Origin of the sequence: Hyphomonas sp. UBA4505, assembly GCF_002388685.1 — a bacterium.
GTDB lineage: Bacteria > Pseudomonadota > Alphaproteobacteria > Caulobacterales > Hyphomonadaceae > Hyphomonas.
Genome location: NZ_DGMZ01000012.1, coordinates 142,954 through 168,025 on the forward strand (window position 1 = coordinate 142,954; position 25,072 = coordinate 168,025).

The window sequence follows — 25,072 nt, forward strand, 5'->3', positions numbered from 1 at the left end:
ACGGAAACGAGATTTCAGAATATCTTTCGGCGTGCGCCAGCAGAACTAGACTAGACGTTCCTTGGTAGCCGTGAAGCGAATGTCCGGGTTCTTTTCCTGAGCATAGCCCACATCCCAGGCATTCTTCGCCAGATAGACCGGGGCGCCATCCAAATCTGTTCCGCTGGCGGACTTGTTCCTGTCCAGGAAGTCTTCCAGCTTCTTGTCGTCATCTGAACTCATCCAGCGCGCGACATTGTAGGGTGCAGGCTCGAAGACGACTTCGAGATTGTATTCCGCGGCTACCCGCTCCGTCATCACTTCAAACTGAAGCTGACCAACCGCGCCGACAATCATGTCGGAGCCGATCGCCGGCTTGAAGAGTTGGGTTACCCCTTCTTCGGCAAGGCTTTCGAGTGCCTTGCGCAAATGCTTGGCTTTCATCGGATCTTTCACCCGGGCGCGGCGCAGCAGTTCGGGGGCAAAGTTCGGAATGCCTCCAAACTGGATATCTCCGCTCTCAGAGAGGCTATCACCAACACGCAACTGGCCGTGGTTCGGCACGCCAATGACATCGCCCGCATAAGCCGTCTCCGCAATCTCGCGGTCTTGGGCCAGGAACATCATTGGATTGTGGATGTTCAGCTGTTTGCCGGCTGTCGTCTTCAAGCGCATGCCGCGCTTGAACTCGCCGGAGCACAGCCGCAAGAAAGCCACCCGGTCACGATGGTTCGGATCCATGTTTGCCTGGATCTTGAAGACGAAGCCGGAGACTGGCTTGTCGCCCGCATGGATCATCACGGGTTCACCTTTTTTTTCGGCCTTCTGATCGCGCGGCGCGGGCGCATAGGAATGCAGTGTACGCAGCAATTCCAGAACGCCAAAATGGCGCAGCGCCGAACCGAACACGACCGGCGTCATATGTCCGCCGAGAAAGGCTTCAATGTCGAATTCCGGCAACAGGGTCGTCGCCATTTCCGCGCCTTCGCTAAGCTCGTCAAAAACGCTTTCATCCAGCGCGCCTTTGAGGGTGGCGTCGTCGCCCTGGATGCGCTCGGCTGCGCCAATGCGGGGTGCTTCTCCGGGCTTGCGTTCAAAGACGCAGAATTCCTGCTTCTGGAGGTCCATCATGCCTGAGAAACGCTGGCCACTGGCCGCGGGCCAATAGAGGGGTGCGGTATCCAGCTGCAGCTTGTCCTGGATTTCGTCCAGCAAAGCGATCGGATCCTGTGCTTCGCGGTCCATCTTGTTGATGAAGGTCACGATGGGAATGTCGCGCAGGCGGCACACTTCGAACAGTTTCAGCGTCTGTGGCTCGATGCCCTTTGCGGCATCTAGCACCATCACGGCGCAGTCGGCCGCGGTGAGCGTGCGGTAAGTATCTTCCGAGAAGTCTTCGTGGCCTGGCGTATCGAGCAGATTGAATACCAGACCGTCGAACTCGAACGTCATGACCGAGGCAGAGACCGAGATGCCGCGATCCCGCTCGATCTTCATCCAGTCCGACGTCGTGCGGCGAGCCTGCCCACGCGCAGCAACTTCACCGGCTGCGCGGATGGCACCGCCAGCAAGCAGCAGATTCTCCGTCAGCGTCGTCTTACCGGCGTCCGGGTGGGAGATGATGGCAAAGGTGCGCCGGCGGGCGGCTTCCTGTTCATGGGACATGTGATCTGGGCTCTTTCGTGCTGGGCAGAGGCCCTAGCCCATTTGAACCGCCGAATGAAGCACCAGTATCAGGCTGCGTTCGGCCAGATCTCTCGCACATCCGGGGCTTTTCCCTCGCGATGGTGCCGGTCCCGCAGGGATTCCAGGATGGTTTCTGGCAAAATGGTCAGGCGAGGTTCGCCGACAACGTCCCCGAAAATCGGGAAAAGCACAGCATTGGCGCCGGTCTTGGCGATGATCAGGGACCCAAGATCCTGCAGGAGGGAGTCTTCCAGGGGAATGTGCTCTTTCAGATGCTCGCCAACGACCCGGCTGGCGAAATTCAGCGCTTCGCGTGCCCGCATGCCGTAAGGGTCTCCGCAGCCAAGCGACTGCCACCGTTTGGCAAGGTGCATCTCGGGTATTTCGATCTCGGTGATCTGATCATTTATCAGAAACAGCATGACTTGGCGCGCCCCAACTAGAATTCAGGCCGAAGCTGCCCTCTCACGGTTAATAAAGACCTACTGCCGGTTAAAGAGTTCTGTGAATCTGCGGCCTTGGTTGGCGCCTATTCGGGACTGTCCACATGCTCGGTCAGGAAGTGCCTGCCGTCCCGGTCCTCGATCTCGATAGCCCAAAGATCGGGGTCGCGATCCCGCGCCTTGCGCACATGGGCGTCCACAGTCGCTTCCTCAGGCCCGATCCCCTGCACACGCAGGTCAATAAAGATGCGTTCGCCCTCCATATTCATGCTGGGCACATAGACAGCCGCAGTGCCATCCAGACGCGCGACCTTGATCAGAACATCACCACGTTCGGCGTCGCCCTTTTGCAGTACAAATGCTGCTGCCCCCGCAACCTGCGCCCGCCGGACCAGTGCTTCGACCCAGAGCTTCGTGGGCAATCTTTCCATCATCATGGTCCGAAATCCTGTTGCGGGCCGCCTGCCCGGTTGTTGCGGATGGGAAGCTTCATAGACGCGTTCAGGCCAATCCGGAAAGCGGCTAGCTTACTGTGCGGCGTCTTCCATAGGCTGGATGTCGGCCGGGTTGGCGCGTGGCAGGCTCACTTCGACCTTGGTGCCCTTGCCGGGCGCGGAGTCGATCACGACCTGACCGCCATGCAACTGGGCGAAGGAATTCACCACGGCAAGACCCAGCCCGGTGCCCTGACGACCTTTGGAATTGCTGCCTTGAGAGAATGGCTCAAGCACACGGCGGACATCTTCCGATGACATACCTGCGCCCTTGTCGGTGACGCTCAGCACGGTCGCATTTCCTTCGTCGCGCGCATCCAGCGTGACCGTGCCGCCGGAAGAGGAGTACTTGATCGCATTGGAAACGAGGTTCTGCCAGATCTGGCGCACGGCGCGCGCATCAGCTTCCGCCCAGACTTCGCTGGTTGCCTTCAGTTTCAGTTTGACGCCAGCACGTTCAGCCTGGTTGTCGAGCTGTCTCAGGATGGATTGCGCAGACGCCGTCAGGTCTACCGGCTCCGGCTCCAGCCGCTGACGGTCGGCCTCGGCCTTCGCGAGGTCCAGAATATCATCGACCAGCAAGAGCAGGTCCTGTCCGCTCTCATGAATGATTTCCGGATAGTCCTTGTAGGGCTCAGGCATCGGCCCGCGAATGCCGGCCCGCATCATGTCGGCATAGCCAAGAATGGCATTGAGCGGGGTTTTCAGTTCATGGCCAAGGGACGCGAAAAAGGCCGTCCGACCTTTCAGGCGCGCTTCAGCCTCTTCCAGTCTGGCACGTGTATCCAGCGTCATCGCCCGCGCCTCAGTCAGGTCCCGCAGCACCAGCACCGCACCGGCCTCATGGGCTTCCGCGACGAATGCCACCTCGCGCCCATTGCTCAGGGTGACTTCGCCATGCGTGCGGCCATTGGCGGGCTTCAACAGGCTGACTTCCTTTTCGTCCTGCAGCAGGTTCGCGAGCAAGCCGCCTGCCCTCACATTGTCCAGGCCCAACAAGTCGCCGCTGAGCGTTCGGATACGACCAAACTCAGACACATCCAGCAGCAACAGGCCGGACTCTTCCGGCAGGCCCACATCCTGTCGGATTGTCACCATCTCCGTCGTCGTCTCTGCTGGCATTGCAGCTTCTTCCTCGCGAGCCTTCAGGAACGTCCAGGCCAGCAATCCGATCATGACCAGACCTGCAAAAGCCAGCAACATGGCCGGCACCTGATACGCGCTTTCCGGATTGGTGGGCGGCAACAGGCCGAGCCGCACCATGACGGCGGTGGCAAGGAAGGCGAACGCCCCGAAAATGGCAGCTTCGGCCGCCATGCCGGGCTTACCCAGATTCATCGCCGTCAGCGGTGCGATGGCAAACAATATGGTCAAAGGCGACAAGGCCGCACCGGTCGAGGCGATACCGAGCATGGCCAACAGTGTCCAACCGATCACCAGAAATGGCCCGATGAGATCCTCAGCGCGTATTTTGGAATGCAACAGCGCTGCCCCCACCACACCCGGAAGCGCAGCGAGGCCAAGTCCGGCCAGGAGCGCGTTATCGGCAAGCCCGCCTATTAACGCTGAGATCCCCAGTGCCACTGTCAGGACGAGCCAGACAAGATGGATGAACTGTAATCTCTTTCGCATCAGTTCGGGCAAGTCGTTAACACCCCGGTGAGATTCCTTAGGCATTCTGCCTGTGTCACGCATACTTTGCTGTATTTGTAATGTGTGCAGCAGGCAAGGTGAGGTTCCCCATGGGGGGAAGTTCATGCAACACTGTCGCGTGACGCGTGAGGGAGAAGTAGCACATGAAATCCATCAGAATGATCGGTACTGCAGTGGTTGCCCTTGGCTTGGCCATGGGGGCATCAGCGCAGTCAGGGGACCCGATTTCGGAATCGGCCGCCGTATATGGGACATACCAGTCCGATGTCACGGATGTGAAAGAGAAACCTTTCGCCTCCGCCAAAGACATCGACCACGCCCTGAACTCTCTGGGCGGGCACAATCCCGACCAATTGTCGAAGGGGTGGATCTCCTATTCCGCCTTGATCGCCTCACAGGACCCTGAATACCGGGCCGCTGTTCGCGACATTGCAAGTTTCTACGGCAACGACGCGCTGCTGACCGGCCTGAAGAATGATGTGCGCTATGCACGCCAGCTCAGTGGCGGCGACAATGCGGTCAGCTCATCGCTCGCCGCAACAGAAGCCGACAGCCAGCGCCTCAGCGCCACGGCGGCCTATGTGAAAGAACAAGCCTACAGCCTGCAAGGCTCCGGCTGGGCGAAAGCCAAGATCGGAAACTCCGGCGCAAAAGCGACACGACTGAACAGCATCCAGACGGTCGGCACGCCCGCCCGCGGCCAGCTGATCTCCGCCTTCTCGGCCTCTGACATAGACAGCATCCTGGCCGGTGCCGGACGTTCCGGCGCGCCATCGCTGTGGGACAATGTCTCCGGTGCAGCTGACGCGATTCGCTTCCCGGCCGCCGTCACCAGCGGCCTTGGCCTGTCCAAGAAAAAGCGTGTGCAGTACGGCAAGGAGCCTGTGGCCGACCAGATCGCCACGCTTGCGGCCTACCGCATCCTCGGCCAGACGGCCGCCTCGTCCAGCCAGGTAAACTCCGCCATGGCTGAGCGCGAAACCCGCGGTTGCCTGAACATGGCAAACCTGAACCTGCAGCAATGTGTTGCTGCAGCGAACCAGCAATATGAAGTTCCGTTCTGCATTGGGGAGCACGCGCTCGCCGACGTCGGACAATGCATTGGCGGCGTCTACCAATAAGCCCCAGCAAACAAGTCTCTCTCTCGCCCCCGGCACCACAATCGGTACCGGGGGTTTCTTTTTTAGAGAAGATGCCCCATCTGGCGGTCATGACCATTGCTGAAACTGCTGATGAAATCCGTGAAGAGTTTTCCTGGCTCGACGATTGGGAAGCGCGCTATGCGCACATCATCGATCTGGGTAAGGCGAACCCCGCGCTAGAGCCGGAAGAGCGCACCGAAGAGACGCGGGTGCGTGGCTGTGCGTCACAGGTCTGGATGGTGACCGATCTTGAGGACGGTCGCATGAAGGTGCGGGCAGAATCCGACGCGATGATCGTATCCGGTCTGATCGCCTTGCTGGTCCGGCTCTATTCCGGCGCGCAGCTGGAAGAAATCAACGGATTTGACGCCAAGGCGCTGCTGGACGAGATCGGCGTCAGCGGCGCGCTCACGGCTCAACGCTCGAACGGCCTCGCCTCCATGCTGGAACGCATTCGCCATGATGCTCAGGCCGGGCTGTCGACCACTCGCGAAAGCTCGTAGGCCACGGCCAATTGGGCAAGCGCCTCCTGCGCAACCTGTTTCACATCTTCGGCTTTCATGCGCCACCGCGCCGTCAGCGCTGTGACAGTTGCCCGGTCGATCAGCAAATCCTCCAGCTGTCGCATGGCCAGCACACCCATCTCCGTTTCCAGCTCGGCCAAACGATCTGACGCGCGCTGGTGTGTGGATTTGTCAAAGACCGGGCGTGCGCGAGCGGAAGCCGGTTGGCTGGCGCGAATGAACTCATCCCGGTAGCGCCCCGCCGCCGCACTTTGTCGGATCACTTCCGGCGCATGCGTGTCGGCAACCAACTCAACCATCAATCCATGTCGACAATCCGCGCGCACATTCAGCCAGTCTGACGGCCGGGAGGTTGCACGCGAATCCCACTCAACCATCAGTGTGGGTCCGGCGGCCAACCTGTCCGGAAACGCGACCTGCGCCCGAAGGCACGCGTCGGCCTTCAGCCGCGCGATAATGTGCGGCGACACCCAACCGGCGACTTGTCGCCGTGTGTCCGGGCCGCGATAGGCCAGATATGTCTGCCGCACCGGCGCAACCATGCCACCATGCGTCAGCACCGTCCGCAACCGATACTCGGTCAGGATCCTCCGCATAGTCATTGCCTAGACCGCCATCGCAGCGCCATCGAGCACGACCACGCTCGACAGGCCGACGGCCAATTGCTCGATCCAGACATCGAAATCCGGATCATCGCGGCAATCCTCGATGAGGTTGCAGCCATAGGCGACCGTGGTGCGATCACGGTTGAAGGCGCGGGCCACGCGGCTGAGGCTCATGCCCAGCGCCGTGCGCAACAGATACATGGCAATCTGGCGGCCACGCGCTTCTGCAGGGGAACGGCGTTGGCGACTGAGGATCGCTTCAGTCTTCAGGCCCAACGCGTACGCTGTCAGTGCAGCGGCGAGATACGCTCTGTCCTCGTCTTTCTGGGGATCGAAATCCTGCATGTCTATCTCCTGTGATGACAGGCATCAGACTACCCGCTTTCTCGAGGTGTAGGATAACTTTCCTAATTATATACCTGACAAAGCTTGCGCTGAGTCGGGAGACAGGATAACCCTCATGGCCGACAGGCCGGTGCTTTCAGGAAAAATTTTCGACGCATTCTCTGGCGGCGTGCAGGGTGTCTCGCATAGTTCGAACAAAAGACTTCCGGTCATCGTTCCCAATCTCCTTGAAGCCTACCGTGAAGGTCGTGTTGAACTCCACCTTAGATCCAGGCGAGACCCTCATGAGTACCGACTCGTTATTAAGGCGCGCCCAAGTCTGAGTTTCCACATGGAAGTCACCGACCCCGCGAATAATGCCGAGGGAGGCGATGACCGCACTAGCGGCGAGTGGCCGATTGTGCTTGTCGATAACTCCGAGGGAATTGAGCGAAAGCAAACGGTTGTCCCCAGTATTGTAAGGCTGGAGTTCTTCGATCCGTTCCTGATCCCGGACGGAGAGCTTTGTTACTTTTTTACGCCCGCTAACTTTTCCGACATTGAAGTATGCTTCTCTGGTCGAGCAGATGGGGAACGACGTACCTTTTGTGTTTGTGGCTCCATTCCTTACGGCCAAAACACTGGTGAGCTGGTCGAGTGCCGACCTTATCTGGTAGAGGACGTTTCCGTTGTCGATAGCGATGTCGTGCGGAAAGGGCTTGTCGTATCTCATCTTTGCGACACTCCATCCTGCATCGGCATCTTCTTCGGTCCACACGGTGTACGGTTTGGATTTGAGGAACAGTTCAAATTTAGCGAGGATGAATGGGAACTGGGATTCTGCCCAATCTAATTTTGCTCTGATATGAAAAAGGTCTGCAGACATGCACCGCTCCAAAGAAGACAAGAAATTCAACGACACCCTCAAGCGGATGATGGACGCAAAGCCAAAGCCGCATGAGGAGATGAAGAAGGGGCGAGCGGTTAGGTTGGAACCGAAGCCAATGCGAAAGCTCCCGCCGGCCCCAGATGGTTTGAGCGGCCCTAATTGAAGCGGTCGTTGAGCCAATTGTGGCCCGGCGTCTTCATTCTGGTGTATCTGGGTTTGGTTATGAATGCTGTGACAATGAGTATGTCATCGTCATCTACAAATCCACTCAGGTGATCTCGCACCTCCGATGTCGTATTGTCCAATTCAACAAACCATGAGGAAAGCGCCGCCTTAGCGGCACCAAGCCGCTCCAGCTCTGTGATAAGTTTCTGGTAGTCTTTGCTTTTTTCGAGATCGTAATTGATCATAAAATAAGCCATACAGGTCTCCATCTATGAAGATGATTGACCGCGAGTCCCGAATCCTTATTCTAAAGGGGTGATCACAGCCAATCGCTACTCTACGCGGTTGAACACTCGCCCCCGTCTCTCCTGAACCGAGATTCGGGGGCAACTTATGAGAACCGATTCTCAACCGAGAGTCGATCCTTAGCGTTCACTTTTGTTCTTGGAGTAGTACCAGCGCTTAAAGCGCCTAACGCGCTGCTTATGCGAGCGCGGCTTCACCAGTCCGCCGATAGGTCAGGCGCTTGCCTGCAACCATTTTGAGAAGCGCGTTGTGGCGATCCTCATCCGTAAAGCCCAGCTTGGTGCGGCGGTTATAACGGAAGTCAAACTCAGTCAGGTAGCGTTGCAGGTGGGCTTCCCCGCAATGCTGGTACACGCCAATCATGCCGCGCTTGAAGATGGAGAACACATTCTCGATTGAGTTTGAGTTCACGTCGCCACGGGCATACTCGCCAGCGGAGTGATTGGTGGTCTGGTGACGGGCAAACTCTTGGCCTGTCGTTGTGTAGAGGCGAGATTCATCGGTGTGCAGGCGCGACTTGCGGTCTGCATTCTTCACGAGGATCTCACGAACGGTTTTCTTGGTGGCTACGTTCACATGAAAGGTGCGGGTCTGGCCGCCGCGCTCGATAAGGCCAACGATAACGCGCTTCTGCGCGCCGCCTGATTTGCCGGACTTGGTGTAAGGCGTTCTGCGGTTAGGCGACTTGTAAGGCACGTCACGCTTGCCGTGGTACATTTCGTCGGCCTCGATCACCTTGCCTTTGCCACCCAGAGGGCCGGACGTGCCGTCCTCTTTCATGGCTTCGCGGATGCGGTGGAACATGAACCAAGCGGTCTTGTAGGTAACGCCAATCGTGCGGTGCAGTTGATGGGCTGACATGCCCTTCTTGGAGGAGGTCAGCAGGTAGGTTGCCAGAAGCCACTTGTTCAGCGGCACCTTGGAGCGCTCGAACACGGTGCCCACGGTGACAGTGAACTGCTTACGGCAGCCGTTGCACTGGTACAGGCCCTTGCGCTCAGCGCCTTCAGGATTGGAAGCCGATGGGCGAGCGCGGGCACCCTTGATGGCCGTGACATGATCTTCGCCAGTGCAGCCGCAATGTGGGCACACAGCGCCATCAGGCCAACGCTGAGCTTCAAGGTGCTCGCGGGCGGCGTCTTCGGATTGAAAAATTGGGGAATTTAGATTGGTCATGACTGGCTCCGTTGAATAATATGTATGATTTCAACGATGCTTTGTCAAGTATATAATTAGGATAACTTTCCTATTACGACAAGTTGAATGCCCGCAATGCCTGGGGATTGCGGCGCGGGCACCGACAGGTTTTTGGGGGATAGGCCCCCTGAACGCAAACGGCGCAGCCTTGTGGGCCGCGCCGTTTCTGCGTTTTATTGAACCTGGTTCGCTTCGCCTGCCTAGGCGGCGGCGCGATCATGGTTGCCGGTGATGCCCTTGCCGGCCGGGTCCGGACGGCCCTTTTTTGGGCGGGCGCGCACCAGTTCATCATGGCAAAGCACTTGAGTCAGCTGACCGTCAGGTCCGGCCAGTGGCAAACGTGTCCAAGCATGCATGCGACCATCTTCCTGTTCTATCATCCCGCCAACAGGCGCGCCGCGCTCAAGCGCTGCAGCGAGGCCGAGGCAATAGGCTTCGCCATGGTCGCCTAGGACATCCTCGATCTGGCGGCCACGGGCCTCCATACCGAAAATCTCACGCAGACGGGAACCAGCGATTCGAAACCGCCCGGTGCCGAAGCGATCGAACTCCACAATGGAGATACTGGCGAGCATGGCGCGGAACTGGCCCGGATCCATTGATTCGCGCCGCACGAGACCGTGCGAATCGCGCAAGCCACACCAGTATTCGATCAGCTTCTGCTGCGAATCGGTTACGCCTTTGAAGACATTCTGTTTGGTCATTTCAGTCACCCCCAGGTGATTCGATAGAATCACCTATCGCGCGAGTTGAGTCGCGGATCAAGAGTCCTGGTGATTTTTTCTTAACCATTCCTACCAAATGCTTTCATTTCGATGCCGAAACAAAAGTATTCGGTTTTGAATACTAGTCGCGCTCGGACTTACCGAGCCCCATTTGCTTGGCGAGCATTGAGCGTTGCTTCGAATAACCCGGCGCGACCATTGGATAATCGCCCGGAAGCCCCCACTTCTCGCGGTATTCTTCGGGCGTCATATCGTATTTGGTGCGCAGATGGCGTTTCAGGGATTTGAACTTCAATCCGTCTTCCAGACAGATCAGATACTCCTCGCCAATGGATTTCCGGATAGATACAGCAGGCTTGAGTGGCTCCGAAATTTCGTCGGTCCCCCGCACACCTTCCAGCGATGAGTGGACCAGCCGGATGAGTTGCGGCAGCTCTTCGGCTTGCAACGTATTGTTGCTCACATAGGCCGCAACAATTCTCGTTGTCATCTCCAGGAACTCAATCCTGTCGGTCATTGCATGCTCACTATCAGCCATCTCGCATCCCCGTCATTGCGATTAACCAATCGGGATTAGCTTAAGATTGATAATGACTCACGTATAAATCGCAGTAATTACTACACGATCCGGAATTAGCTCGCATACCACCGGTATGTTATATTTCGCCGTAAAGCTGATTATCCGGTCGTTATGAAGGACAGAAGCAGGACAAAACCAAGCAGGATTGCGGTCCAGATCGCCATGCCGCTGGCAAGACCTCCACGGGCCAATTCGCCCCTTGGACTGAATGTATCCTCGATCCGCTCATAGGCCCGGCCGGTCAGCTTGAAGAAGATGGCGGACATGGCCGGCCCCACCTTTTGCCAAACCGTACCGGTCCATGTCGCCATGCCATAGCCTGCCTTGCGGTAGAGCCAGTCGCTGTCGAGCACGACGCCCGGCTTTTCCGGTGGGTACCAGCCAAGGCGCTTCAGCATCACGAAGGCAAAGATGGCCAGCACGAGCAATTGCATCTGGGTCAATATATGATCCAGCGTGAACGGATGATATGCCATCGCCTCTTCGCGATACGGCAGCAGATTGTAGAGCCACTCATAGCCGAAGCCCGGAACAATCGCTGGCACACCCACAGCAATACAGATGAAGGAGGCGAGCCCCATGGCGAGCAGCATATTGAAGGGCGCTTCTTTCACGCGCTTGCCGCTGTCATGGCCGAAGAAGGCGAAATATGGAATCTTGATGCCCGAATGCTCCAGCACACCGGCCGACGCGAACAAAAGCATCAGCCACACGATTGTGTAGCCTTCCTTGCCCACCGCGCTCATGGTCAGCGACTTGGCCGCAAAGCCCGAGAAGAGCGGGAAAGCCGAGATCGACATTGCACCAATGATACAGAAGATCGTCGTCCACGGCATGGACTTGTAGAGCCCGCCCAGTTCAGACGCCTTGGTCGTGCCGGTGCGATAGAGCACCGCGCCCATGCTCATGAATAGCAGGCCCTTGTAGATGATGTGGCAGAAGGCATGCGCCGATGCGCCGTTGAGCGCGAGCGCATTGCCGACCCCTGCGGTGCCGAGGCCGATGGCACAGATCATGAAGCCGACCTGGTTGTTCAGCGAATAGGCCAACACCTTGCGCAGGTCGTTTTCGATAACGGCGAAGAAGACCGGGAACACGGTCATCACGGCGCCGATCCAGATCAACGCGTCATGGCCAGGGAACATCCGCGCGAAAGCGTAGACGGCCAGCTTTGTCGTAAAGGCCGACAGGACAACCGCGCCGACCACCGTGGCCTTCGGATAGGAATCCTGCAGCCAGTTGTGCAGGAAGGGAAAGGCTGCCTTGATGCCCAGCGCAATGAAGACGAGCAGTGCGCCCGGTTCATTCAGGCTGGTAAAGGCCGAGATCGAAAGGTCGCCGCGCGACTGGTACACATAGCCAATGCCAGCCAGCAGCAGGACGCCGGACAGAATCTGGACGCCCAGATACCGCATGGAGGCGAAATAAGCAGCGCGCGTCCCTGCCCTCAGAATCAGGAAGACCGATGTAATGGCCGTCAGTTCCCAGAACACGAACAGGGTCATCATGTCGCCCGAGAAGGTCGCCGCGACGGCGGCCCCTGCATAGGCAATCGACATACCGTCCTGCAGACGGTCGTCTGTGTGCCACGCATAGATCGCGTTCAACAGCGCCGCGAGCAGGAATGCGAGGCCGAAAATGTAGCTGAGATTGTCGACCCGATAGAGAATCATCTCGATACCCAGCGCGTGGCCGGTCAACAGATTCACGTTCCGATCCGCGACCGAAATCAACAGGATGGCAATGATGGGCGCGGCAATGGTCAGTCCCTGACGCACGCGGCGAACAGGCAGGAAAAGGGCGCCAAGGCCGACAGCAATCAGGAGCCAGCCGGGATTCAGCATGGAGAGCAAACCAGTCATCAGTGCTTGTCTCCTTCGTCAGGATAGGTCGGGGCAGCGTCAGGCACGGCCGGTATATCCGGGTCGATATCCGACGGCGGACCGCCCGGATCACCATAATAGGTTTCACTGCGACGCAGCAGCCGGCCCAGCGGCCAGCCCATCAGCACAACGAAAGCAAAAGCGGCAAAGCCCCACAGCGCATAGAATCCGGTCGCTTCGGCCATGTGGACATATTCGTGTCGATCAACGGCCAGATCGATGACAATCAGGAAGGCCGAGAGCAGGCCGATGCCCCAGAAGATCGCCGTTCCAGCGACTTTTGCCTCGGTCCATCCGAACAGGATCTTGGCCACAGGATGCACCCCGTCTTCTGACGGCGTGTGCAGACGGTGCGCCTTCTCTGCGGCGCGCTTCACGAAGCGTCCGCTGGTATCGCGGGTATCATTCGGCGTTTCGTCGCTCATGGCTGACCTCCAGCGAAGGCAGGGGATGACGGGGCTTCAAACGCAGGCGACAGGAAGTCCGCCAACGGCCCGACAAGGAAGAACAAGACCACACAAAGGCCCGCCGTCACGACCGGTGCTGCCACAGTGAAGAATGGTGCGCCATCCGGTCGCTTGAACGGTTTCGGCTCCGGCGTGCCCGGCGTTGGCATCAGCGCCAGGATCGGGATCGGCAGCAGATACGCAATGTTCAATAGCGACGAAATGATCAGGACATAGGGTACAAAGCCTGTGCCCCGGTCGATCGCGCCCTGCATCAGCTCATATTTCGCCCACGCCCCCGCCATCGGCGGGATGCCGATAATCGACAGGGTCGCAATGAAGAAAGCGATGAAGACAATCGGCATCTTCCGGCCAAGGCCCCTCATGTCGGATATGTTCGTCAGCCCGGTGGCGACATAGATGGCACCAGCGCACATGAACAATGTCATCTTGCCAACTGCATGCGCGGCGATCTGCAACGCTCCGCCCATGAATCCGGCCTGCGTGGCCAGCATTGCCCCCAGCGTGATGTAGGACAGCTGTGCAATCGTCGAATAGGCCAGTCGTGCCTTGAGATTGTCTTTCGTCATCGCGACGAGCGACGCGACGATGATGGTGAAGCACGCTACCCAGAGCACGAATTCGCGGCCCGGCGTCGCGTTCAGCAAATCCTCACCGAAAATGTAGATCGACACTTTCATCACGGTGAAGACGCCCGCCTTCACAACCGCGACGGCGTGCAACAGGGCGGAAACCGGCGTTGGTGCGACCATCGCATTGGGCAGCCAGAAATGGAACGGCATCAATGCCGCCTTGCCGATGCCGAAAGCAAACAGGATGAGCAAGGCGCTGGCCACGGCCGGATCGAGATTGCGTCCGGCAAGCAGGCCACCCTGAACAAAATCCAGGTTCTGGCCAGCCAGGGCCCAGGTCCACATGACCGCCATCAGGAACAGGCCGATGGATGTGCCTAACAGGGTCAGCAAATAGATGCGCCCGCCGCGCTTGGCCGCCGCATCGCCTTTGTGCGCCACCAGTGGATAGGTCGACAGGGTCAGCACTTCATAAAACACAAACAGCGTGAACAGGTTCGCCGACATGGCGACGCCCATCGCGCCGAATATGGCGATGGCGAAACAAATGTAGAAGCGCGTCTGATTGCGTTCGCGGTTTCCACGCATATAGCCGATGGAATAGAACGAGTTGACGATCCACAGGCCGCTGGCGACCAGTGCGAACAAAGCACCCAGCGGCTCCAGCTTGAACGCGAAATCGAGTCCCGGCGCAGCCTGCCCCACATAGAGTTCAGGCACCTCGCCGCCTGCCACCTTCATGGCAAGCGCGATGACCACACCGAACAGCGCGGTCGCGCCGACCAGTGTAACGCCTTCACGGACGTTCGAGAACGCTCCCGTCACGGCAATGCCGATCGCAATCAGCAATGGCAGGCACAGGGCGGCCCAGATCAACAGCTCAGAGTTCATCAGAAGGCCTCCAGTCCGAACGCGGCCGCAGCGGCGTCACGCGCCAGTCCGAGCGGCAGTTCGGTCGTGATACCGAAATAGATGTTTGCAAGGGCCAGTATCCAAAGCGGCACAAGCAACAGGATCGGCGCTTCCTTGCGCGATTTGCGCGGATTGATCGGCGGCCGGAAGAAGATCGCCTCCAGAATGCGGCCCATATAGATCACCGCCAGGAAACTGGAGAACACGACAAAAACGACGCCCCACCACATGCCTTGGTCGAACAGGGCGTAGCCGAGCTGGAGCTTTGACTGGAAGCCTGCGGTCAGCGGCACACCGATCAATGACAGCCCCGCGATCGCGAAGCCGGTCATTGTCCAGGGCGCTGTGCGTCCCAAGCCGGCGAAATCGCGAATGGTCGTGCCCTGGAATGTCAGGACTACGCCAGCGACTGCCATGAAGAGTGCACCCTTGATCATCGCATGGTTCAGCAGGTGGAACAGGCCCGCACTGACGCCTGCAACTGTGCCGATGGACACGCCGAGTATCATGTAGCCGACTTGCGCAACAGAGGAGTAAGCCAGCGTCCGGCGCACATCGGTCTGGAAGACCGCCTGGAAGCTGCAGGTTATCATCGCAGCGAGGCCCAGCGGCATCAGCAAGTAGGTGAAAGTCGCCTGCTCGAATGCGAATTCCGGACGGAACACGGTGAACAGGAACCGGATCAGCGCATAGAGCGCAACCTTCGTCGCCGTAGCCGACAGGAACATGGTCACGAAGCTTGGTGAGTAGGCATAGGCGTTTGGCAGCCATTGATGCAGCGGCCAGACCGCTGCTTTCAGGCCGAGCCCGACAATGATGAACGCAAAGCCCGCCTCAACACTGCGATTGCCCGCCAGCGAAGGCAGCATTTCGGCAATTTGAGCGATGTTCAGCGTACCCGTGGCGGAATAGAGGAAGCCCACACCAATAATGTAGAAGCTGGCGCCGAGCGTACCCATGATGAGGTAGTTGAACGCGGCCGGAAGAGCGCGGCGATCCCGGCCCGCCCCCAGCGCGACCAGCACATAGGTGGAAATCGACGAAATTTCGAGGAAGACGAAGAGGTTGAACGCATCTCCCGTGATCGCAACGCCGCTGAGGCCCGCAAAGCAGACGAGAAAGGCGGAGTAGAACAGCGGGTGCTTGCGCTCAGGGATCTCTGCCTTGACCGTCGGCCATGAAAAGATCGTGGACAGCACACCAATGGCAGCCACCAGCAACAGGATCATGGAATTGAGCGCATCAACCCGAAGCGTGATACCGATGGGCATGGGCCAGTTGCCAACGTCATAGCCGACGACGCCAACCGGAGAAGCCTGCACCTGTCCCACCAGGATCAGAGCGCAGAACAGCGAAAACACTGTGGCCGCAATACTGATCAGCCAGGACAGCCGACCACTTGGCAGGATTGCAAGCAGAGGCGCCAGGAACAACGGCACCATGATCAATAGTGCGGGTGCGTGAAGCAACGCCCAGCGGGGCGCGGTATCCAGAAGCAGGTCGATCATGCCAGTGCCTCTTTTTCAGCTGCTTCCTGTTCGGCTTCCTGAGCGATGGCGGTCTGCATGTCGATCTCGCGCACTTCATCTGCCTCGATTGTGCCATAGGCTTCGCGAATGCGGACGATCAGGGCGAGCCCGACCGACAGGGTCGCGACGCCCACCACAATTGCGGTCAGCATCAAGACGTGTGGCAAGGGGTTGGAATAGGTATGCACCAGATCGGCCACGCGGTCGCCACCAGCAGACGCCGTGAGTACGGCATCGACCGCTGCGTGAGGAACTTCTTCGCCATGACCGCCGCCATGACCCCCAGATGTGTCAGGATCCATCAGGATCGGGGCGGTGCCACCGGCCACAATGCCAAGGGTCACGTAAAACAGGCAGATAGATGTCTGGAACAGGGACAGACCCACCAGCCGCTTGATCAGATTTCCGGACGCAAACGTGATGTACAGGCCGATCATCATCAGCCCGATGACCGCCCAATAGTTTGCGCGCTCTAGAATGAATAGCAGCATCGGCCTACCAGTCCTCGTCGCGGATTTCGGCCACGCGGCCAGCGAAAGCGTAAAAGATGGTCAGCATCGCACCGGACACACCAAACAGAACGCCCAGTTCAATCAGGATAATCCCGACATGCTGGCCATGATGGCCACCCGGCTCCTCGCCGAAAAGCGCTTGATATTCAAGATATTGCCCACCCTGAAGCAGCGCCCAAAAACCAACGCCGGCATATAGCAGCACACCAACTGCCGCGACTGAGCGGGTGAAGGCGGGCGGCACGGCCCGCATGGCCGACGGCACCCCAAAGACAAGCGCGTAGAGAATGATCGCCACGGCCAGGATCACGCCGGCCTGAAAGCCGCCGCCGGGTCCGAAATCACCGTGGAACTGAACGTACAAACCGAACAGAACGATGACCGGAATCAACGTTTTGGTGATCACCCGCAAGATGACGTGATGGTCGCTCTTCATGAGTCCGTCTCCTCATCTTCTGCCTCAGGTGTCTTGCTGGCCTTGGGCAGGGTCTTGTCTTCATTGCGGATTGTCTCGGCCAGCGAGCGCTCGCCGAAGCCGAGCAGGAGCGCAACAGCAATACCAGCCACAAACACAACCGTCGTCTCGCCCAGCGTATCAAACCCGCGATAGCTGCCGAGGACCGGGGTCACGACATTCTCGATGCCGGTGTCATACCAGGCCACCCGCAGATAGGTGAGGCCGACGCCGGTATTGGCGGGTGAGTTCGGATCGCCCACGGCTGGCAAATCGACCGTCGCATAGATCAGCATGATGCCGGTGGCGACGCAGACGAGCAAAGGCCCGAGCTGGCGCAGGGATTTCTCCGGCTTCGCGGTGCGTGATGTGAGCAGCATGGCACCCAGCAGGACCGCGGTGGACATGCCCGCGCCGACGGCTGCCTCAGTGAAGCCGACATCCACCGCATCCACGGCGACATACCAAGCCGCCGAGACCAGCGAATAGATGCCCGACAGCATCACGATGGCGAACAGGCTGCGCAAGCGCGCAATGGCGATCGCCACGACAAACAGGAGGCCGAGCAGGACGATGTTGACCAGCGCCAAGCCGATATCTGGTTCACTCATGGCCATCAGGAATCCTGCCCTTCCTTGTCATGTGTATCGACCGGCCCGATCAGGGGCTGAAGGCCGGCTGTATGCGCCGCATTTGCGGCAGCATGCGACGATGCCGGGCTGGTCAGATAGATGAAGATGAAGATCGCACCCAGTTTGCTGACGACCATCCAGTCGGGCGCCATCATGGCCATGCCGAGCAAAAGTAGCGTCGCGCCAGACGTGTCGGTGATACTGGCCGCATGAAGGCGGGTGTAGAAATCCGGAAAACGCAGCACGCCCACGGTGCCGATCAGGCAAAGCAGCCCGCCTGCCAGGCATAGCGCGGCGCCAAGCGGAAACCGGATGACTTCCCACCCTGCTGCGAGCGTTGCGAGGAAATCAGCCATTGCCACCTCCCTGTCCGCGACGCACCAGTGGAACCTGGAATGACCGGTAGCGGAAGAATTTCAGGATCGCGATCGTCGAAACGAAATTGATCAGTGCGTAGAGAATGGCGATGTCGAGGAATTGTGGGCGCCCCATTACGAAGCCAAGCAGGCCGAGCGCCAGCACGGTCTTGGTGCCGAATGAGTTCACGGCCAGCACGCGATCATACAGCGTAGGACCGGCAATGGCGCGAATCAACAAGAGGAGCATGCCGAACAGAACGGCGATGAGGGCAGCAGCGGTCATGCGGGGCCTCCCTTGCCATCGGCAGCGCGGCGAGACCGGCGGTCCATCTCGGCGAACGCTTCGGGCTGGGCTTCCTGTTCGTAGAGGGCATGCACCAGCATCTTGTCACCTTCAATCTCAACGGTGACGGTGCCCGGGGTCAGCGTGATCGAATTTGCGAAGGTGACTTTTGCGAGATCAGATTCACAGGCGGTCTTAACCTTCACCAGGGCCGGAGCTATGTCCATTTCGGCTTTCAGACAGGCCTTGACCACGGTCCAGTTCGCTTTCGCGATTTCTTTCATCAGCCAGGGGAAGTAGAGCGCAAACCCGACAATGCGCACATACGGCGAGCCTTCACGATCAATGATGTCGAGTCGGTATGCCAGGATCAGGCAGACAGCCACTGACACAGCGCCCAGCGACAGCAATAAAGGTGTGTAATGGCCGGACATGCCCAGCCAGAAGCCGACCAGTGCAACCAGCAACCCCAGAAAGTACGCCACACGCGCCCCTTTCATAGATGACCCAATACAATGAACGCCCTGACCTAAAGGCCTGCGCGCGTCTTGGAAAGTGCTTTTCGGATGGTTTTGTGTCGCTACCTGCCAAAAACGAGTCGCGCGGTACGTTGCGGCGAGGAAAAGCTGGCTTCCTCATTGGCCGGCACATCGTCGATGGCGGACGATAGAGCGTTCGGAGAGAAAGCCGAAGACAGCGACCAGTTCCAGTAGCGCAGCGTGGTCTGCGCCTTGGCGACGGTCATGATTTCATAGATCTCGGCCACGCGGGCAAAATCGGGATCGATCTCTCCCGTTCCGGTTTCCAGGTCACGTTTCAAGCCCGCCCACAGGACGGGGAGAAAGTCGCGCTTGACCCCGGTGCCCTTGCACAGCACCGCGATCCCCTCTCCACCCTTGTCCGTCAGAATCTTTGCCGCCGTCACTGGCTTGAGGCCCGCGAGGTAACCGATTTCCTGCGCGAGTTCGGAATCCAGTCCCTCCAGCGCGGATGCGTTGATCGCGTCCTCGAGACTGTCATAGGGACTCTTGTCGATCGCCGCGCGATTGCGCTGGCGCCGTTCGATCAGCTGAATTGCCTTGCGCGTAACCGGATCGGCCCAATTCTCTTCTGCGGCAAGTTCAAACACGTCGCGGCAGGTGTCGATTACTTCCAGGCGATCGGCGGCATGGCGTTGAAGAATTTTCCTGCGGGTCGTGCTGTCGCTCCACCAGAACATGGCCATGGCTTGAGACGGTTTGGTTTCCAGTCGCTCAACCAGAAGCGCGCAGAGTGATTCGTCCCCGCGCGACCGGGCAACCAGCTTGTCGATCGCCTGTTCGGGCATGATCGCGCCATTATTGGCCAGCATCACCTTCACGACGGGAATTTCGGCGAACTCCGCCAGATATTCACAGACCGAATCGGGCACAAGCTTGCGCTCGGCAATGACTTTTCGGTGTTCCTGGGTCCCGGACATGCAGATTTCCCGCAAGTCGCAGGCATCGAAGCCCTCATTTTCCTCAAGCACATGCTGCGCAACGCGGAATGAGCACTGGCCGAGATAGCGCAAGACACGTTTCGGAGCTTCGCGGTGGTTCGACAGGCGACGGGCGCACATTTCCCGATCGGTTTCTTCGGCGTGAAACAACACTTCCAACAGGATATCGCCCACCATATGGCGGTCCTGATGGGCCAATCGGGACGCTGGCATGGCAACAAGGTCCAGCAATCGCCGGAACAATGCGTTCCGCGCGCGACCGATCGGTGGCATCTGCAGCGGTTCCAAGGGATCTTCCATACGTGTGGCCGTTTTCGCAATGACGAAAACTGTTGCAGCAAACGGTTAACGGTCTGTGGAGATGGTGCTGAGCGCTAGTTCCGCTCTTGAGAACCGGGGTGCACAACCATCAGCAACAGGCTGGATACCAACATGACGATCGCGAGCATGAACAACATGCCGCCATCGGTGGCTGTGTTCTGCGGATCCAGTGACACTGGCACTTCCCGGCCCAACCAAGGCGACAGATGCATCGCAACTGCCCCGCCGAGCACGCCCGCAGACATGAACGCCCCGAACCGGCGCGTCATCGGCAAGATCAGGAACAGCGCCGCCACCAGTTCCAGCAGGCCTACGACAACACGGCCGGCCGGTTCATAAAGGCTGATGCCTGATTTCGCCGCAATGGTCTGGAATACGATGTTCTCGCCCGGCGGGTCGAAGAACTTCACCATACCTTCTGGCGGATTGGGCAGCGGGTGAATGGTCGCCTGAACGAACATCGCGATCAGGAACAGGGCCAGGGCCCAACTCACAATATGCCGGAACAGACGCATTCTACATACCTTTTACCGGTGGGCCATTAGCGTGAAGCTAACCATACCGCAGCGCTGTGGCAACTGAACTATGCGCGAAGTTCCCGTGACACCAACTCCATCCAGCCTTGCCGCGCGCTGTTTGTGAAATCATGTCCTGCTCTCCTTGGTGCCAGCAAGGATCAGCACTTGTGCGTATGGCGTCCCACCCGTTTCTTGCGCATCGGTCATGGACATCAGTCTTCATGTGTCGCAAGGCCGGGGGCTTTCCTTCTCGGGGCCGTCTTCATACAGTCCCGCCAATTGCTCCGGAGCGCGCATGCCAGACAAGATGGACGACTTCATCGACGAGATGGCCGAAGACGCGGCCGAGGACATCACGTCCCCCGTCAGCGGCGTCAGCGAAGCGATTGGGGCTGGTGCCTCCCTGCTGGCAACGGCAAACCATTGGCGCGCCCGCCAGCTACGCCGTGGCGTGAAAATCGAACTGCCCGCCTATCTGATGGTCCAACTCAGCTGGTTCATGGCCTTTGGCCTCCAGATGGTCCTGTTCCCCTATCTGATCACGGGCAAGGAACACCTGCACATGGATGGCCTGGCCCTTGGCCTCGCCAATATGGCGCTGTCGGCGCCGTCAGTCATCTTCCTGCTGATCGGCGGCGTGGTGGCCGAGCGCGCAGATGGCAAACGTCTGCTCATTATTCTGCACCTGCTGGCCGCTACACCTGCCTTGTTCCTCGCATTGGCTGTTGCGCGTGGCGAACTCTCCTATCCCGCAATGATCATCTACGGCCTGACCATCGGCACCGTCGGCGCCTTCATGATGCCCGCGCGCGATTCCATCGTGAATGAGGTCGTGGAGCGGCGCATGCGGGTCGGCTCCGGGGTCACGCTCCAACTCGGCGTTACCCTGGCGACAATGGCGCAATTCCTCGCACAGATCGGCGGACTCATCGTGGGCGGCTATGCTGACAAGCGTACACTGATGCCCGACTGGCTCGGCGGGTTTGGCATCGGCCCGATTCCGGCAGAACAGCTGCTCGCCATTCAAGGCATCATCCTGGCGCTTGGCGCAGGCTTCGCCCTCTGGCTGGGCCGGGGCCGCCAGATCGCGACCAGCGGCAAGGGCATCAAATCCGCTCTGGGCGATATCGCCGAGGGCTTCCATGCCGTGCGCTCAGACGGAAAGCTGTGGGCGATGACTGCGCTGATGTTCGGCGTCGGGATCTTCGTGATCGGTGCCTTCCTGGTCGTGCTGCCGATCGTGAACCGCGACGTCTACGGCTTCGGCTCGGATGGCATCCGGGACATGTTCGTCACTTTCTGGATGGGCGCGTTTGTTTCGTCCGTCGTGCTATCGATCTTCAAGCGCATCAAGCGTCAGGGCCGCCTGTTGCTGATCGCGCAATTCCTCGCCTCAGTCAGCATCCTCGCCATGATGTGGCAGGTGCCGCACTATGTCTTCCTCGGCATCGTCTTCATCTGGGGACTCGCCGCCGGCATCTCCATCGCGATGAGCCGCTCGATCGTGCAAGACGCCGCGCCAAAGGAAAAGCTCGCCCGCGTCCTGTCTATCTATCAGCTCGGCTTCATGGCCGGTGCGCCGTTCGGTGCCGCCATCATGGGCGCACTGGTCGACCTGTTCGGCCCCCAGAAGATCGCTATCGTCCCGGCAGGCGGCATGATCGCGCTGATCATCTGGATGGTCTTTTTCACGCCCGTCTGGAACATGAAGGGCTCCGCCTGGCTGGAGCATCAGGAGCGAAGCTGACGGCTTTGTGTAGATGACACGGGGGCCAAACGCTTCTATCGAAACCTTCATGACTTCCCGCCCGCGCGCCACTATTCACCTGTCGAACATTGCCGCCAATTGGCAGGCCATTGACCGGTTGAATCCGACCGCCACCACGGCCGCCGTGGTCAAGGCAGATGGCTATGGGCTTGGCGCGGCTAAAGTGTCCCAGACGCTGGCCACGGCAGGCTGCAGCACATTCTTTGTCGCCCATCTCGAAGAAGGCACGGCCCTGCGCAAAGCGCTGGGCTTTGGTCCGCGCATCTTTGTCTTGAACGGACCGACCGGCAGCCATCTTCGAACCTATCGCGAGGCAGACCTGACGCCGGTCTTGTCCAGCGAGGAACAGGTCGAACTCTGGGCCCGCACGCCGCGCGGGGCCTGCGCGCTGCATTTTGATACCGGCATGAACCGGCTCGGCCTTGCCTCCAGTGTGCTGACGCATCGGCGCGACGAGCTACACAAGCTGCAACCTGTCCTGGTGATGAGCCATCTGGCCTGCGGCGACACGCCGGACCATGCTCTCAATCGGGTCCAGCTTGACCGGTTCACAGAGATCGTATCCGCCTTCCCCGACACGCCTGCCAGTCTGGCCAATTCCGCCGGGTGTTATCTGGGGCCGAACTACGCTTTTGACCTGACCCGTCCGGGCATCGCGCTCTATGGCGGCTCGACCCCGCCCGACACGGTAGGTCTGCAGCCTGTCGTGACGCTCGACGCGCGCATTCTCAGTGTCTTTCATGCCAAGGCGGGCGAAACCGTGGGCTATGGGGCAACCCATACGCTGGATGGCAACACAGCGCTCGCCACGGTTGCGCTGGGCTATGCCGACGGCATTCCGCGATCCGGTAGCGACACGCTGATTGCCTATCTTGATGGCACGCCTTGCCCCGTGCTCGGTCGCATTTCCATGGACCTCATCACAATTGATGTCTCAAAAGCACAGGGCATCGCTAAATCCGGGGCGCGCGTTGAATTCCTCGGCGCGCATGCCAAACTTGAAGATCAAGCGGCCCGCGCTGGCACGCTTGGGTATGAATTACTTACAGGACTCAGCAATCGTGTCGAACGTGTCTACCCGTAAGCGCGGGGTTCCCAATCCCCTTCAATGGATCGGCGCTGCCGTGCTTGGCTTCTTCACGGAGATTGGCCGACTGACGGTATTTTCCGCTCGCGTGAAATTCGCCGCGTTCACGCCGCGCTGGTATGTCGGCCAGATCTGGCGGCAGATCATCAATATTGGCTTCTACTCCCTGCCTGTAGTGGGGCTGTCAGCGGTCTTCATCGGGGCGGCACTGGCGCTCAACATCTATGAGGGCGGAAGCCGATACGGCGCGGAGCAATTCGTGCCAAACATTGTTGTGCTTGGTATCACGCGGGAACTGGGCGTCACGATCACCGGCCTGATGCTGGCCGGACGGGTTTCCGCTGGCATCTCCGCCGAAATCGGTGCCATGCGGGTGACCGAACAGATCGACGCGCTGGAGACGCTTTCTGCGTCACCCTATCGTTATCTATACGCGCCGCGCTTCCTTGCCGCGATCGTGTCATTGCCCCTTCTGGTATTGGTGGCTGACACGATTGGCGTGATGGGGGGCTGGCTGGTCAGCGTCTATGGCCTTGATTTCGACTCCACGACCTATCTGCGCAACACGCTGGATTTCATGACGACTGAAGACGTGCTTGTCGGCGTCATCAAGGCGGTCGTATTCGGCGCGGTAATTGCCATCATGGGCTGTTACCAGGGTGATCGCTCCGAAGCCGGCGCGACCGGCGTCGGCCGGGCGGCCACGCTCTCCATGGTTGGCGCGGCCGTTTTGGTCCTCGCCGCCAACTACCTCCTGTCCACCTTGTTCGTGGAGATTGGCCTGTGAGCACGCCCATCCTGAAACTTGAAAACGTCAAGAAGTCCTTCGGCTCCAAGGAAGTGCTCAAGGGCGTCGACCTGGAAGTGCAGAAGGGCGAGAGCCTCGTCGTGCTGGGCGGCTCGGGCTCGGGCAAGTCGGTGATGCTGAAAAATGCGCTCGGCCTGATGACGCCGACCGACGGCACGATCTGGTTTGATGGGCAGGACGTGACCAACGCAACCGGCAGGACGCGCGAGAAGATGCGCGCCCGCATCGGCATGCTGTTCCAATCTGGCGCGCTGTTCGACTCGCTGACAGTCTGGGAGAATGTCGGCTTCCGCCTGCTGCAGGTCGACAAGTTGCGGCGCAAGGACGCGCGCGAACTCGCCATCGAGACGCTGAAAAAGGTTCGTCTTGGCTCAGACGTTGCCGACCTCTACCCGGCTGAGATTTCCGGCGGCATGCAGAAGCGCGTCTCGCTCGCCCGCTCGATCATCTCCAAGCCGGACCTGATCTTCTTCGATGAGCCCACCACCGGCCTCGACCCGATCACCGCCGATGCGATCAACGACCTCATCCTCGAACAGGTGCGCGGCCTCGGCGCAGCCGCCGTCTCGATCACGCATGACATGGCCTCGGCGCGCAAGATCGCGGATAACATCGCCATGCTCTATGAGGGCAAGATCATATGGCACGGCCCGGCTGACATCATCGACAATAGCGGCAGCGAATATGTCGACCAGTTCGTCCACGGACGCGCCGAAGGCCCGATCCAGCCGGCGATTTAGATTCTTTTCTGCCACTTGACCCCAGACTGATCTTC

Annotated in this window: 29 protein-coding genes; 6 read left to right on the plus strand and 23 right to left on the minus strand. The window is 59.3% G+C overall.

Annotated elements, in window-relative coordinates; translation table 11 throughout:
- Positions 1-45: 45 nt before the first annotated feature.
- From B3527_RS09755 to B3527_RS09770, 4 genes are all read right to left on the minus strand, one after another.
- Positions 46-1,644 (minus strand): peptide chain release factor 3, encoded by a 1,599-nt coding sequence (locus B3527_RS09755; RefSeq protein WP_206991074.1) that lies wholly within the window; start codon positions 1,642-1,644, stop codon positions 46-48.
- 68 nt (positions 1,645-1,712) lie between these two features.
- Positions 1,713-2,087: a hypothetical protein gene (locus B3527_RS09760; RefSeq protein ID WP_034811071.1), complete on the minus strand. Its 375-nt coding sequence runs from the start codon at positions 2,085-2,087 to the stop codon at positions 1,713-1,715.
- Between the two features lie 107 nt (positions 2,088-2,194).
- Positions 2,195-2,545, minus strand: coding sequence for a DUF1491 family protein (locus tag B3527_RS09765; protein WP_290479748.1), 351 nt, complete (start codon positions 2,543-2,545; stop codon positions 2,195-2,197).
- A gap of 90 nt (positions 2,546-2,635) precedes the next feature.
- A complete protein-coding gene (locus B3527_RS09770) occupies positions 2,636-4,279 on the minus strand; it encodes a sensor histidine kinase (RefSeq protein WP_290481203.1) in 1,644 nt (547 codons plus the stop codon).
- Positions 4,280-4,398: 119 nt separating this feature from the next.
- On the opposite strand from B3527_RS09770, the gene B3527_RS09775 reads away from it, so the two are divergent.
- The gene (locus B3527_RS09775; protein WP_034811067.1) at positions 4,399-5,376 is read left to right on the plus strand and encodes a hypothetical protein; all 978 of its coding nucleotides are present in this window, start codon (positions 4,399-4,401) and stop codon (positions 5,374-5,376) included.
- A gap of 89 nt (positions 5,377-5,465) precedes the next feature.
- Complete coding sequence (locus B3527_RS09780) at positions 5,466-5,900, plus strand: SufE family protein (protein WP_206991076.1); 435 nt, start codon at positions 5,466-5,468, stop codon at positions 5,898-5,900.
- Here the strand turns inward: B3527_RS09780 and B3527_RS09785 are convergent.
- The 19 genes from B3527_RS09785 to B3527_RS09875 all read right to left on the minus strand — a co-directional run bounded on the left by B3527_RS09785 (position 5,864) and on the right by B3527_RS09875 (position 20,631).
- Positions 5,864-6,523, minus strand: coding sequence for a hypothetical protein (locus B3527_RS09785; RefSeq protein ID WP_290479750.1), 660 nt, complete (start codon positions 6,521-6,523; stop codon positions 5,864-5,866). The two genes, B3527_RS09780 and B3527_RS09785, sit on opposite strands and share 37 nt — an antisense overlap.
- A gap of 3 nt (positions 6,524-6,526) precedes the next feature.
- Positions 6,527-6,871, minus strand: coding sequence for a helix-turn-helix domain-containing protein (locus tag B3527_RS09790; protein WP_051607459.1), 345 nt, complete (start codon positions 6,869-6,871; stop codon positions 6,527-6,529).
- Between the two features lie 136 nt (positions 6,872-7,007).
- Positions 7,008-7,736, minus strand: a complete 729-nt coding sequence (locus B3527_RS09795; RefSeq protein WP_290479751.1) for a hypothetical protein — start codon at positions 7,734-7,736, stop codon at positions 7,008-7,010.
- A 158-nt stretch (positions 7,737-7,894) separates the two neighbouring features.
- A complete protein-coding gene (locus B3527_RS09800; RefSeq protein ID WP_290479752.1) occupies positions 7,895-8,161 on the minus strand; it encodes a hypothetical protein in 267 nt (88 codons plus the stop codon).
- Between the two features lie 226 nt (positions 8,162-8,387).
- The gene (locus B3527_RS09805; protein WP_290479753.1) at positions 8,388-9,386 is read right to left on the minus strand and encodes an IS1595 family transposase; all 999 of its coding nucleotides are present in this window, start codon (positions 9,384-9,386) and stop codon (positions 8,388-8,390) included.
- 221 nt (positions 9,387-9,607) lie between these two features.
- Positions 9,608-10,111, minus strand: coding sequence for a PAS domain-containing protein (locus B3527_RS09810; RefSeq protein ID WP_206991078.1), 504 nt, complete (start codon positions 10,109-10,111; stop codon positions 9,608-9,610).
- A 142-nt stretch (positions 10,112-10,253) separates the two neighbouring features.
- The gene (locus tag B3527_RS09815) at positions 10,254-10,649 is read right to left on the minus strand and encodes a MucR family transcriptional regulator (RefSeq protein ID WP_290479754.1); all 396 of its coding nucleotides are present in this window, start codon (positions 10,647-10,649) and stop codon (positions 10,254-10,256) included.
- 161 nt (positions 10,650-10,810) lie between these two features.
- Positions 10,811-12,574, minus strand: coding sequence for a Na(+)/H(+) antiporter subunit D (locus tag B3527_RS09820; RefSeq protein WP_206991080.1), 1,764 nt, complete (start codon positions 12,572-12,574; stop codon positions 10,811-10,813).
- The gene (locus tag B3527_RS09825; protein WP_290479755.1) at positions 12,574-13,020 is read right to left on the minus strand and encodes a hypothetical protein; all 447 of its coding nucleotides are present in this window, start codon (positions 13,018-13,020) and stop codon (positions 12,574-12,576) included. Before B3527_RS09825 ends, B3527_RS09820 begins: the two co-directional genes overlap by 1 nt.
- On the minus strand, positions 13,017-14,525 hold the full coding sequence (locus tag B3527_RS09830; RefSeq protein WP_290479756.1) for a proton-conducting transporter membrane subunit: 1,509 nt from the start codon (positions 14,523-14,525) through the stop codon (positions 13,017-13,019). Before B3527_RS09830 ends, B3527_RS09825 begins: the two co-directional genes overlap by 4 nt.
- Positions 14,525-16,054 carry a monovalent cation/H+ antiporter subunit D family protein gene (locus B3527_RS09835; protein WP_051607456.1) on the minus strand — a complete coding sequence of 510 codons (1,530 nt, stop codon included), beginning with the start codon at positions 16,052-16,054 and terminating at the stop codon, positions 14,525-14,527. The genes B3527_RS09830 and B3527_RS09835 overlap by 1 nt, the downstream gene beginning before the upstream one ends.
- A complete protein-coding gene (locus B3527_RS09840; protein WP_034811054.1) occupies positions 16,051-16,566 on the minus strand; it encodes a cation:proton antiporter subunit C in 516 nt (171 codons plus the stop codon). The genes B3527_RS09835 and B3527_RS09840 overlap by 4 nt, the downstream gene beginning before the upstream one ends.
- A 4-nt stretch (positions 16,567-16,570) precedes the next feature.
- A complete protein-coding gene (locus B3527_RS09845) occupies positions 16,571-17,023 on the minus strand; it encodes a Na(+)/H(+) antiporter subunit B (protein ID WP_034811052.1) in 453 nt (150 codons plus the stop codon).
- Positions 17,020-17,652: a DUF4040 domain-containing protein gene (locus B3527_RS09850; protein WP_290479757.1), complete on the minus strand. Its 633-nt coding sequence runs from the start codon at positions 17,650-17,652 to the stop codon at positions 17,020-17,022. The genes B3527_RS09845 and B3527_RS09850 overlap by 4 nt, the downstream gene beginning before the upstream one ends.
- 5 nt (positions 17,653-17,657) lie before the next feature.
- On the minus strand, positions 17,658-18,029 hold the full coding sequence (mnhG, locus tag B3527_RS09855) for a monovalent cation/H(+) antiporter subunit G (protein WP_206991084.1): 372 nt from the start codon (positions 18,027-18,029) through the stop codon (positions 17,658-17,660).
- On the minus strand, positions 18,022-18,315 hold the full coding sequence (locus B3527_RS09860) for a monovalent cation/H+ antiporter complex subunit F (RefSeq protein ID WP_034811049.1): 294 nt from the start codon (positions 18,313-18,315) through the stop codon (positions 18,022-18,024). Before B3527_RS09860 ends, mnhG begins: the two co-directional genes overlap by 8 nt.
- Positions 18,312-18,800, minus strand: coding sequence for a Na+/H+ antiporter subunit E (locus B3527_RS09865; protein ID WP_206991085.1), 489 nt, complete (start codon positions 18,798-18,800; stop codon positions 18,312-18,314). Before B3527_RS09865 ends, B3527_RS09860 begins: the two co-directional genes overlap by 4 nt.
- Before the next feature lie 95 nt (positions 18,801-18,895).
- A complete protein-coding gene (locus B3527_RS09870; RefSeq protein WP_290481202.1) occupies positions 18,896-20,083 on the minus strand; it encodes a DUF2336 domain-containing protein in 1,188 nt (395 codons plus the stop codon).
- 86 nt (positions 20,084-20,169) lie between these two features.
- Positions 20,170-20,631: a hypothetical protein gene (locus tag B3527_RS09875; RefSeq protein ID WP_290479758.1), complete on the minus strand. Its 462-nt coding sequence runs from the start codon at positions 20,629-20,631 to the stop codon at positions 20,170-20,172.
- A gap of 298 nt (positions 20,632-20,929) precedes the next feature.
- Here B3527_RS09875 and B3527_RS09880 point away from each other — a divergent pair, with 298 nt between their 5' ends.
- The 4 genes from B3527_RS09880 to B3527_RS09895 are packed head-to-tail and all read left to right on the plus strand — an operon-like array spanning position 20,930 to position 25,037.
- A complete protein-coding gene (locus B3527_RS09880) occupies positions 20,930-22,381 on the plus strand; it encodes an MFS transporter (protein ID WP_034811041.1) in 1,452 nt (483 codons plus the stop codon).
- A gap of 49 nt (positions 22,382-22,430) precedes the next feature.
- Positions 22,431-23,486 carry an alanine racemase gene (gene alr / locus B3527_RS09885; RefSeq protein ID WP_290479759.1) on the plus strand — a complete coding sequence of 352 codons (1,056 nt, stop codon included), beginning with the start codon at positions 22,431-22,433 and terminating at the stop codon, positions 23,484-23,486.
- Positions 23,464-24,276, plus strand: a complete 813-nt coding sequence (locus tag B3527_RS09890) for an MlaE family ABC transporter permease (protein WP_290481201.1) — start codon at positions 23,464-23,466, stop codon at positions 24,274-24,276. Before alr ends, B3527_RS09890 begins: the two co-directional genes overlap by 23 nt.
- A complete protein-coding gene (locus B3527_RS09895; RefSeq protein ID WP_290479761.1) occupies positions 24,273-25,037 on the plus strand; it encodes an ABC transporter ATP-binding protein in 765 nt (254 codons plus the stop codon). Before B3527_RS09890 ends, B3527_RS09895 begins: the two co-directional genes overlap by 4 nt.
- The last annotated feature ends 35 nt before the right edge of the window (positions 25,038-25,072 follow it).

What these genes read in the sequence shown, in the direction of transcription:
- B3527_RS09755 (WP_206991074.1), bottom strand. Translation starts at nt 1,644, where the DNA reads ATGTCCCATGAACAGGAAGCCGCCCGCCGGCGCACCTTTGCCATCATC.
- B3527_RS09760 (WP_034811071.1), bottom strand. Translation starts at nt 2,087, where the DNA reads ATGCTGTTTCTGATAAATGATCAGATCACCGAGATCGAAATACCCGAG.
- B3527_RS09765 (WP_290479748.1), bottom strand. Translation starts at nt 2,545, where the DNA reads ATGATGATGGAAAGATTGCCCACGAAGCTCTGGGTCGAAGCACTGGTC.
- B3527_RS09770 (WP_290481203.1), bottom strand. Translation starts at nt 4,279, where the DNA reads ATGCCTAAGGAATCTCACCGGGGTGTTAACGACTTGCCCGAACTGATG.
- B3527_RS09775 (WP_034811067.1), top strand. Translation starts at nt 4,399, where the DNA reads ATGAAATCCATCAGAATGATCGGTACTGCAGTGGTTGCCCTTGGCTTG.
- B3527_RS09780 (WP_206991076.1), top strand. Translation starts at nt 5,466, where the DNA reads ATGACCATTGCTGAAACTGCTGATGAAATCCGTGAAGAGTTTTCCTGG.
- B3527_RS09785 (WP_290479750.1), bottom strand. Translation starts at nt 6,523, where the DNA reads ATGACTATGCGGAGGATCCTGACCGAGTATCGGTTGCGGACGGTGCTG.
- B3527_RS09790 (WP_051607459.1), bottom strand. Translation starts at nt 6,871, where the DNA reads ATGCAGGATTTCGATCCCCAGAAAGACGAGGACAGAGCGTATCTCGCC.
- B3527_RS09795 (WP_290479751.1), bottom strand. Translation starts at nt 7,736, where the DNA reads ATGTCTGCAGACCTTTTTCATATCAGAGCAAAATTAGATTGGGCAGAA.
- B3527_RS09800 (WP_290479752.1), bottom strand. Translation starts at nt 8,161, where the DNA reads ATGGCTTATTTTATGATCAATTACGATCTCGAAAAAAGCAAAGACTAC.
- B3527_RS09805 (WP_290479753.1), bottom strand. Translation starts at nt 9,386, where the DNA reads ATGACCAATCTAAATTCCCCAATTTTTCAATCCGAAGACGCCGCCCGC.
- B3527_RS09810 (WP_206991078.1), bottom strand. Translation starts at nt 10,111, where the DNA reads ATGACCAAACAGAATGTCTTCAAAGGCGTAACCGATTCGCAGCAGAAG.
- B3527_RS09815 (WP_290479754.1), bottom strand. Translation starts at nt 10,649, where the DNA reads ATGACCGACAGGATTGAGTTCCTGGAGATGACAACGAGAATTGTTGCG.
- B3527_RS09820 (WP_206991080.1), bottom strand. Translation starts at nt 12,574, where the DNA reads ATGACTGGTTTGCTCTCCATGCTGAATCCCGGCTGGCTCCTGATTGCT.
- B3527_RS09825 (WP_290479755.1), bottom strand. Translation starts at nt 13,020, where the DNA reads ATGAGCGACGAAACGCCGAATGATACCCGCGATACCAGCGGACGCTTC.
- B3527_RS09830 (WP_290479756.1), bottom strand. Translation starts at nt 14,525, where the DNA reads ATGAACTCTGAGCTGTTGATCTGGGCCGCCCTGTGCCTGCCATTGCTG.
- B3527_RS09835 (WP_051607456.1), bottom strand. Translation starts at nt 16,054, where the DNA reads ATGATCGACCTGCTTCTGGATACCGCGCCCCGCTGGGCGTTGCTTCAC.
- B3527_RS09840 (WP_034811054.1), bottom strand. Translation starts at nt 16,566, where the DNA reads ATGCTGCTATTCATTCTAGAGCGCGCAAACTATTGGGCGGTCATCGGG.
- B3527_RS09845 (WP_034811052.1), bottom strand. Translation starts at nt 17,023, where the DNA reads ATGAAGAGCGACCATCACGTCATCTTGCGGGTGATCACCAAAACGTTG.
- B3527_RS09850 (WP_290479757.1), bottom strand. Translation starts at nt 17,652, where the DNA reads ATGAGTGAACCAGATATCGGCTTGGCGCTGGTCAACATCGTCCTGCTC.
- mnhG (WP_206991084.1), bottom strand. Translation starts at nt 18,029, where the DNA reads ATGGCTGATTTCCTCGCAACGCTCGCAGCAGGGTGGGAAGTCATCCGG.
- B3527_RS09860 (WP_034811049.1), bottom strand. Translation starts at nt 18,315, where the DNA reads ATGACCGCTGCTGCCCTCATCGCCGTTCTGTTCGGCATGCTCCTCTTG.
- B3527_RS09875 (WP_290479758.1), bottom strand. Translation starts at nt 20,631, where the DNA reads ATGCGTCTGTTCCGGCATATTGTGAGTTGGGCCCTGGCCCTGTTCCTG.
- B3527_RS09880 (WP_034811041.1), top strand. Translation starts at nt 20,930, where the DNA reads ATGCCAGACAAGATGGACGACTTCATCGACGAGATGGCCGAAGACGCG.
- alr (WP_290479759.1), top strand. Translation starts at nt 22,431, where the DNA reads ATGACTTCCCGCCCGCGCGCCACTATTCACCTGTCGAACATTGCCGCC.